Source organism: Nitrosovibrio tenuis (assembly GCF_900109785.1).
Taxonomy (GTDB): Bacteria; Pseudomonadota; Gammaproteobacteria; order Burkholderiales; family Nitrosomonadaceae; genus Nitrosospira; species Nitrosospira tenuis_A.
Map to the genome: position 1 here is coordinate 1 of NZ_FOBH01000022.1, position 10,387 is coordinate 10,387.

Genomic DNA, 10,387 nt, shown 5'->3' on the forward strand with positions numbered 1-10,387 from the left:
CATACGCGCATCAGGATCTGCCCTTCGAGATGCTGGTGGCCAGGCTCGCCCCGGAACGCCATCTGAGCCAGGCCCCGCTCTTCCAGGTGATGTTTGCGCTGCAAAACGTTCCGTCTCAGGATCAGGAAGAAGAAGGGAAGGAGGCATCCACATCCGCCGACCAGAATCGGAATGACCAAAATGGGCCCGCCACTGCCAAGTTCGATCTGCTGCTTTCTCTGGTGGACGACGGACGTCACGTAAGTGGATATTTCGAATATAGCACCGATCTTTTTGAAGCCGAAACCATCAGCCGGATGGTCAGGCATTTTGAGACTCTGCTGGCTGGTGCCGCCTCTGATCCGGAGCGCCACTTTACCGGTCTATCCCTTCTCACCGGAACCGAGCGGGAACAGCTTTTGGTCGAATGGAGCGGCACGCGTGTCGAATATCCTCGGGATGCGTGCATCCACGAGTTATTCGAGGAACAGGCAAAGACCCATGCGGATGCGCTCGCCCTCGTCCTGGGGGAGCACCATTTGACATATGGGGAACTCAACATGCGTGCCAACCAGCTCGCGCATCGTCTGCGCCGGCTCGGCGTTGGCCCAGACATCGTGGTCGGAGTCTGCCTTGAGCGTTCCTCCGATCTGATCGCCGCTCTGCTCGGCATTCTCAAGGCGGGCGGGGCCTACCTTCCGTTAGACCCGGCCAGCCCTCGTACCAGGCTATCGGTGATGATAAATGATGCGGAAATACCCGTCTTGCTGACTCGCAGCCGATTTCTCGACGTGCTTCCCGGGCTGGATGAGGAAGCCATACGGCTGGTTTGCATCGATGACGAACGCGAAGAAATCGCGCGTGAATCCGCCGATGATCCGGTGAGCACGGCTGCGGCCCATAACCTCGCCTACGTCTGCTATACGTCGGGCTCCACCGGTGTCCCGAAGGGTGTTGCAGTTACCCAGCGTGCCGTGGTGCGGCTAGTAAAGGGCGCCGACTACGCGACGTTCGTGCCTGATGACGTATTTCTTCAGTTTGCCCCAATTGCATTCGACGCTTCGACCTTTGAAATTTGGGGTTGCCTCCTTAACGGTGCGCAGTTGGTCATCATGCCTGCGGCCGCACCATCGCTCGAAGAACTTGCCGACGTGATCCAGCACAATCGGGTTAGCACGCTCTGGCTAACGTCAGGACTTTTTAGCCAGATGGTCGACGCCCACTGTGAGCGCCTGGACACCGTGCGCCAGCTCATCACCGGCGGCGATGTATTGTCGCCGGTCCATGTCCGCAGGATGCGCGAGCAACACCCGCATTGCGTGTTGATCAATGCTTACGGCCCTACCGAAAACACGACATTTACCACATGCTACCCGGTGCCCCCGGCAGAGAAAATCCACAGCCCCATACCCATCGGGCGACCGATTGCCAATACGGAGATTTACGTGCTGGACGACCGGCTTCAACCGGTGCCCATCGGCGTACCGGGAGAACTCTATATCGGCGGCGACGGCCTTGCCCGCGGCTATCTTAACCAGCCGGCGCTCACCGCCGAGCGATTCATCCCCCATCCCTTCCATTCAGGAGAACGCCTGTACCGGACCGGGGATTGGGTCCGTTATCTTCCCGATGCAAACCTGGAGTTTCTCGGACGGCGGGATCAACAGGTCAAGGTGCGTGGATTCCGCATTGAACTGGGTGAAGTGGAAGCAGCGCTGCGCGGATATCCGGACGTTCACGAGGCAGTGGCGACGGTACGTGAAGATATACCCGGCGACAAGCGCTTGGTCGCGTATGTCGTGACGGATAAGCCGCCTCCTGTGAGCGAGTGGCGGCATTTTTTGCAGGCCCGGCTGCCCGACTATATGGTGCCTTCCGCATTCGTGGCGCTGGCGGCCTTGCCGCTGACCGCCAACGGCAAGGTCGACCGATCCGCCCTGCCCATACCTGTGGTAGTAAGGGAAACTGAGGCGGTCGCGCCGCGTACTGAAGACGAGCAGCGGCTCGCAAACATATTCGCCGAGGTGCTCCACCTTCCCCAGGTCGGCATCCACGATAACTTCTTCGAACTCGGCGGCCATTCGCTGCTCGCCACGCAGGCGGCCTCGCGAATTCACGACATTATGCATGCGATGGTCCCGCTGCATGTTTTTTTTGAAGCGCCTACTGTGGCCGAGCTTGCGCTGCGCCTGGGGCCCCGTTCGGCATCGCAGCCGATTCCACGCCGCAAAGGAAAGGGTCCTTGCCCCCTTTCCTTTGCCCAGCAGCGGCTGTGGTTCCTTGATCAGCTTTCCCCGCAAAGTGCTGCATACACCCTTTGCACCACCCTTTCCTTTCGCGAGCCGCTGGATGCGGTAGCCCTTGAAAGAAGCCTGGCGGAAATCGTGCGGCGGCATGAAATCCTACGCACGACTTTCGACACCATTGACGGGCAAGGCGTCCAGATCATCGCACCGCCCTCATCGCCCGCGTTGACCATCACCGATTTACGCCATGCGCCAGCGGGGGAGGACCACAAGATAAACAATGAGACAAACGACACACTCATCAACGGTACAACCGATGAAATAGCCAATGAAATGGCTAACAAGATAATCCAGGCGGATGCCGGAACGCCATTCGATGTCGCGCGCGGGCCGCTCCTTCGGGCGACGCTGCTACGCCTCAGTGACGCGGATCAAATCCTGGTGCTGACCATGCATCATATCGTTGCCGACGGATGGTCCATCGGCATCCTCAAGGGAGAACTGCGAGCCCTTCTTGCAGCCTTCTCGGATGGCCAGACTTCGCCATTGCCGGAATTGCCAATCCAGTACGCCGACTTCGCCTGCTGGCAGCGGAACGTCCTGCAAGGGGAACGGCTGAACGGGCTGTTCGCCTACTGGCAGAAACAATTGGAAGAAGCCCCGGCACAACTTGTCCTGCCTTCCGACCGGCCACGCCCGGCGGCGCAGAGTTTCCGCGGCGCTTCTTTGTCAACGCCCCTGCCCGGCGGGCTGGCGGCAGAATTACGAGCCCTTTCGCAGCAGCACGGCAACACCTTGTTCATGACGCTCCTGGCCGCCTTTGGCGTGCTGCTGTCGCGCTACAGCGGACAAACCGATCTGGTGATCGGTACCCCCATTGCCAACCGCACCCGCAGCGAACTGGAAGGCCTGATCGGCTTTTTCGTCAACACGCTCGCCTTGCGCCTGGATCTGTCGGGCGATCCCTCATTTACCGCGCTGCTTGAGCGCGTGCGCACGGTGGCAACCGAGGCGTACGCGCATCAAGATCTGCCCTTCGAGATGCTGGTGGCCAAGCTCGCCCCGGAACGCCATCTGAGCCAGGCGCCACTCTTCCAGGTGATGTTTGCGCTGGAAAATCTCCCCCAGGAACCTTTCCTCCAACAAACTCTGCCGTCCACTGGCAGTATCGATCCCGGCCGTATCGTTGAAGCGCGCGGCGCGGCAAAGTTCGATCTTACGCTCGCAATTGCTGAGTTCGATGATGGCATAACGGCCACCTTCGAATATGCCACAGATCTTTTTGACTCGATGACCATTCGGCGGATGGTCGGTCATTTCCTGGTATTGCTCCAAAACGTCGTCGCCAACGCGGAGCAGCACCTATCCGAACTGCCCATGCTTTCCTCAGTCGAACGGCAACAACTTCTTGTCGAATGGAACGCTACCGCTGCCGCCTTCCCGCGCGATTGCTGCATTCACACACTGTTCGAGATCCAGGCAGCGCGAACGCCGGACGCGGTGGCCTTTGAAGCGGGTGATGAACGGCTCACCTATGCGCAACTGAATCGGCAAGCCGATTGTCTCGCCGCGCACTTGCGCGGGGTGGCTGCACAAGACGCGCAACGGATCGAGGCGGACACGCCAGTAGGACTGTTGACTGATCGCGGCATTGGAATGGCCGTCGGCGCTCTCGGCATCCTCAAGTCCGGGGCTGCATATGTTCCCATCGATTCCACATTTCCCAAGGAACGGATCGCTTTCATTCTAGCCGATACCGCTGCACCCGCGGTGGTTACCCACGAGGCCTTCAGGGAGCGTCTGGCCGGCTACAACGGATGCGTCATCGCAATAGATTCCGGCAACCTCGGCGAAGATAAAAAGGAAGAAGAAAATAATGGGATCCCGGTTGGCGCAAATGTCGGGCCGGAGGACCTTGCATACATCGTCTACACCTCGGGATCCACCGGTGTGCCGAAGGGGGTCATGGTGCCACATCGGGCGCTGGTCAACCATGCCACGGCGGTTTCAGCGTGCTATAACCTCTGTGCCACCGATCGCGTGCTCCAGCTTGCCTCTCCCGCGTTCGACGTAGCGACGGAGGAGATTTTTCCTTCGTGGCTGTGCGGAGCCACCGTCGTGGTATGGCCAGAGACGGGTCCGCCGGGATTTTCGGATCTGCTGGACTTCGTTGAAAGCCGCCATCTCAGCGTTTTAAATCTGCCAGCCACTTACTGGCACGGATGGGTGGAAGAACTCTCGAACTTGCGAATCCCCTCGAGCCTGAGGCTCGTGATAGTCGGCAGCGAACCGATGATTCCGGCACGATTGGCCGAGTGGCGACGGCAGACAGACGGGCGGATTGCCCTGATCAATGCCTACGGTCCTTCAGAGGCCACGATCACGGCCACGGTGTGCAAACTTGCTCCGCTTACAATTCCGACCACCCCGGCAAACGGTATCGTCCTCGCCGCTGGCAGCATGTCCCCTGTCAACCCGACCTCTGACACCTCCATTCTCTCGGTCCCCATCGGGCGACCGATTGCCAATACGGAGATTTACGTGCTGGACGACCGGCTTCAACCGGTGCCCATCGGCGTACCGGGAGAACTCTATATCGGCGGCGACGGCCTTGCCCGCGGCTATCTTAACCAGCCGGCGCTCACCGCCGAGCGATTCATCCCCCATCCCTTCCATTCAGGAGAACGCCTGTACCGGACCGGGGATTGGGTCCGTTATCTTCCCGATGCAAACCTGGAGTTTCTCGGACGGCGGGATCAACAGGTCAAGGTGCGTGGATTCCGCATTGAACTGGGTGAAGTGGAAGCAGCGCTGCGCGGATATCCGGACGTTCACGAGGCAGTGGCGACGGTACGTGAAGATATACCCGGCGACAAGCGCTTGGTCGCGTATGTCGTGACGGATAAGCCGCCTCCTGTGAGCGAGTGGCGGCATTTTTTGCAGGCCCGGCTGCCCGACTATATGGTGCCTTCCGCATTCGTGGCGCTGGCGGCCTTGCCGCTGACCGCCAACGGCAAGGTCGACCGATCCGCCCTGCCCATACCTGTGGTAGTAAGGGAAACTGAGGCGGTCGCGCCGCGTACTGAAGACGAGCAGCGGCTCGCAAACATATTCGCCGAGGTGCTCCACCTTCCCCAGGTCGGCATCCACGATAACTTCTTCGAACTCGGCGGTGATTCAATCCTGGCAATTCAAATCGTCGCCCGGGCGCGCGCTCAAGGGCTGCGCTTTACTCCCCGCCAGCTTTTCGAACAGCCGACCATTGCGGGATTGCTGGCCGTCGCGGATGCCGCCATAATCGCGGCGGAGCAGGGAACGGTAACTGGAACCGCGCGGCTTACCCCGATCCAGCACTGGTTTTTTGAGCAGAATCTGATTGATCCGCAGCATTATAACCAGACGGTACTGTTGCCGGTCTCCCCTGACATCGGCGATGACCGCTGGGTGCGCGTTTTCACCCGGCTTCTGGATCATCATGACGCGCTGCGGCTACGCTTTTTTCGGACCGATGATGGGTGGATGCAGACCCTCTCGGATCCCGGTGGGGAAATACCATTTGCCCGCGTTGATGTATCTGGGGTTGAGCCATCGCAACGGGCGGCAGTGATAGCGAGGCGGTCAGCACAAGCGCAGGCAAGCCTCGATCTCGCACGCGGCCCGCTGTTGCGCGCTGTGCTGTTCGATCTTGGTCCCGAGGAGAATGCCAGGTTGCTGATCGTGATCCATCATCTGGCTATCGACGGTGTCTCGTGGCGCGTCCTACTGGAGGATCTGGATACCGCCCGTGCCCAATCGGACGAACTGGACCGGCCGGCCTCCTTGCCGCCGAAGACTACCGCTTTTATATCATGGGCGGAGAAACTGGCTGCCTATGCAAACCTGGAAAATTCGGCACGCCCGGAAAATTCGGCAAACTCTGCCAACTCGGCGATTCTCCGTGAAGAGGCGCAGTACTGGCTCGATGCACTGCCTTCGCAGGCGCCACCGCTGCCGACCGATTTGAATGCGCCACCGGAAGCCAACACGGCCGGATCCAGCCGCACGGTAGTGGTGTCCCTCAGCGCTGAAGAAACCGCGCACCTGCTGAGGGATATAACACGGACTCATCAAGCGCGCATCGATGAAACGCTGTTGGCCGCGCTGGCGCTTGCTTTCGCACGGTGGACGGGAGTGGGCATGCTGCTGGTCGATGTCGAAGGGCACGGCAGGGAAGCACTTTTTGATGATGTCGATTTGTCGAGAACAGTGGGCTGGTTTACCACCATCTTTCCGCTAGCTCTCGACGTCAGCGATTGCATCGATCCCGCCACCCCCGATGTAGCACTGCGGCATGTCAAGGAACGGCTGCGTGCGATTCCCCGCCGCGGCATCGGTTACGGCCTTCTGCGGTACATCAGTAAAGGAGAGACCGCTGAGTTGCTGCGGGCGCTTCCGCAGCCCCAGATAAGCTTCAATTACCTTGGACAGTTCGAGTACTCCGCCGACCCGGCTGCCGGCGAGACAGATCTGCGCGGACCGGCGTTCAGCGAGCGTAGCAGGCGACATTATCTTATTGATGTCAACGGGGGGGTCTTCGCAGGTAAGTTGAATGTGTCCTGGATCTACAGCGAGGCGGTCCACCACCGCGCGACCATCGAATCATTGGCGTCCACGTTCATCGACGAGCTGCGCAGAGTCATCGCGCATTGCCTGTCCTTCAAGGCGGAAAGATTGACGCCGTCGGATTTTCCCTTGGCGAAGCTCAACCAGGCTCAGCTCGACGAACTCCTGCGCGACAACCCGGATCTCGAGGACATCTATCCCCTGTCCCCGATGCAGGAGGGCATGTTGTTCCACACGCTCCTCGATCCGGATTCGGGCGCCTATGTCGAACAGCTCCACCATTCCTTTGCCAGCAGCGTAGACATCGAAGCATTTGAGGAAAGCTGGCGACGCGTGGTGGCGCGTCATCCTGTGCTGCGGACAACATTCCATTGGCAGGGTCTCGATGCGCCAGTGCAAGTCGTTCATCGCGAGGTGCGCCTGGACTGTGCCCGTGATGACTGGCACGAACTGCCGGAAATGGATCGGGAAATGGATGGAGAAAAGCGTCGAAGAGAGGGTCGGAGAAAGAGTCGGGGAATCGATCGTCGCCTCGACGATTATCTCGATGCCGACAGGCGGCGAGGCTTCGAACTTTCGAAAGCACCACCGATGCGAATCGCGCTGATCCGTACTGGTGACAATCAGTTCGAGTTCATCTGGAGCCATCACCATGCTCTCCTCGACGGATGGAGCGTGCCGATCCTCTTCTCGGAGCTTGGAAATTTTTATGACGCTATCCGGCGCGGCGGCCGCTACGAACCGCAACTGCCGCATCCTTACCGGGAGTATATCGCCTGGCTGCAGGAGCAGGATGAGGATGCCGCCCAAGCTTACTGGAAGCAAGTGCTCTACGGCTTTTCGGCCGCCACGCCGCTGGCAGTGGACCGACCCCACAAAGGAGCCGAGGGTCATGGTGAAAGCCACATCCTGCTATCTGCCCGAGCAACCGCCGCCCTTGAGTCTTTCGCGCGAGCGAACCAGATAACGCTCAGCACGATGGTTCAGGCCGCCTGGGCGCTTCTCCTGAGCCGCTACAGCGGAGAAACCGACATCGTTTTCGGCATCATCGTCGCGGGCCGGCCCGCAGCGCTTCCCGGAGTCGAGTCCATGCTGGGGCTTTTCATCAATGCGTTGCCGCTGCGCATCGCCCTCGGGGAAACGGACATACTGACTGACTGGTTACAGAAGCTGCAGAGTCGTCAGCTCGCAGACAGGGAATACGGTTACAGTTCACTTGCTGAAATCCAGCGCTTGAGCGATATACCTGCGGGGCTGCCACTTTTTGAAAGCCTCCTGGTTTTTCAGAATTATCCTCAGCGGGAGCTGCCAGTAAAGGAAAGGAGAAGCCGTGCCCCCAGCTCGACCCGGTCCATCGAGCGCACCAGCTATCCGTTGACTGCAATTGCGGCGCCGGGCGAACAATTCCTGCTCAGGCTCCTGTATGACCGCGCGCGTTTCGACGATGCGACAATCATGCGCATGCTCGATCATTGGCGCACGCTGCTGGAAACCATGACTTTGTATCCAGCTGAGCCACAGGTGAAACTTGCTGGCCTCTCGCTGCTTACGGCCGCGGAGCTTCAGCAGTTTGCTGACTGGAATCACAACCAGACTGAATATGCTCGCGACCGCAGCATTCACGAACTTTTCCTGGAACAGGCGGCGCGCACGCCTGATGCGATCGCTGTCGCCTGCAACAATACCCGGCTCACCTACCGTGAGATTAATGAGCGTGCCGATCTGCTTGCCCGCCACCTGTACCGTCTTGGCTTGGGTCCCGATACGCCTGTGGCGCTGTGTATCGAACGCTCGCCGGAGATGGTGATAGGCATCCTTGGCATTCTTATTGCCGGCGGCGCCTGCGTGCCGCTCGATCCGGCATACCCGGATGAGCGATTGACGTTTATGCTGCGGGACAGCGGGGCGTCCCTCCTGCTCACGCGGCGCGGCCTGCTTGAGCGGTTGCCAGCCCAACATGCGCTATGTGTAGACGAACCTCTGGCGCCGCTATCGGACGATGCGCCGGATATGTCGCTAGGCCCCCGTAAGCTATCAGACCCGCAGAGTCTCGCCTATATTATCTATACCTCGGGTTCGACCGGCAAACCAAAAGGCGTGGCGATGCCGCAGCGGACACTGGTCAACCTGATCAGCTGGCAGCATCGGGAACTGGGTCCCGGGGGTACGACGCTGCAATTTGCACCATTGAGCTTTGATGTCTCTTTCCAGGAGATTTTCTCGACCCTTTGCGCGGGCAAGATGCTGGTCCTGGTCCCGGAAGCATTGCGGCGAGACCCGGCGGGATTATGGCGGTTCATTAGGCTGCAGAAACTCCAGCGGCTGTATCTTCCCTTTGTTGCGCTACAGCAATTGGCGGAAGCGGCCTCAGGCATGCAGCCACTTCCAACGACGCTGCGGCAAATCATCACCGCTGGCGAGCAGTTGCAGGTCACCCCCCCGATCCGCAATCTGTTCAGGGGCCTCCCCGGCTGCCAGTTGCACAATCACTATGGGCCGTCGGAAACTCACGTGGTGACCGCTTTCACCCTCCCAGGCTCACCCGAGGACTGGCCGCTTCTGCCCCCCATCGGCCGCCCCATTGCCAATACATCCATCCATCTGCTTGACTCCGGTCTACGCCCAGTGCCCATTGGAGTACCCGGCGAGATGTATATCGGCGGGGACAACCTGGCGCGCGGCTATCTTAACCGTCCAGAGCTTACCGCGGAAAAGTTCGTTGCCGGGCCCGGCTACCCGGAAGTGCGCCTCTATAGAACAAGCGATCTTGCCCGCTATCTTCCCGACGGCAATATCGAGTTTCTGGGCCGCCTCGACCACCAAGTGAAAGTTCGAGGTTTTCGAGTTGAGCCAGGCGAGGTAGAAGCGGTACTCGCTACTCATTCAGCCGTGCGCGAGGCCGCTGTCGTGGCGCGGCAAGACGAGCCTGGCGACCGTCGTCTGGTTGCGTATGTGGTGCCCCGAACGGAAACGCGACCAACGGCAGGCGAGCTCCGCCAGTATTTGCAGGAACGTCTGCCAGAGTACATGGTGCCCGCGGCATTCGTTTCTCTCGACAGGCTGCCTATTACGCCGAGCGGCAAGACGGACCGGCGAGCGCTGCCTGCGCCGGATCGTGCCCGTCCAGACCTCGGGCGTGCGCCCATCCTGGCGCGCACGGAGCACGAAGCCCGGATTGCACGAATTTGGGCAGAGGTTCTTGGCCTCGATACTGTCGGGATCGAGGATAATTTCTTTGAGTTGGGCGGTCACTCGCTGCTGGCAACGCGGGTGATCTCACGAATTCGGGACGCTTTTGGAATGGAAGTTCCTTTGCGCAGCCTGTTCGAATTGAAGACGGTTGCCGGGCTTGCGCGCAAAATAGACGAGGTGCGTCACAAGACGGACCACCAAGCGGGCATCGGGATAATCGGCACCCCAGATCCGGCTATCCGAGCCGGGCTGCGGCTGGATCCCTGTCCACTCTCCTTTGCCCAGCAAAGGCTGTGGTTTTTCGAGCAGTTGCATCCGGGCAGCGCGGTTTATCACTTGAGCACGGTGCTGACGTTCGATGGGTCGCT

At 59.9% G+C, this 10,387-nt stretch carries 1 protein-coding gene; it reads left to right on the forward strand.

Annotated elements, in window-relative coordinates; translation table 11 throughout:
• A partial coding sequence (locus BMX00_RS14130) for a non-ribosomal peptide synthetase (protein ID WP_090829664.1) occupies positions 1-10,387 on the forward strand: 10,387 nt, incomplete at both ends.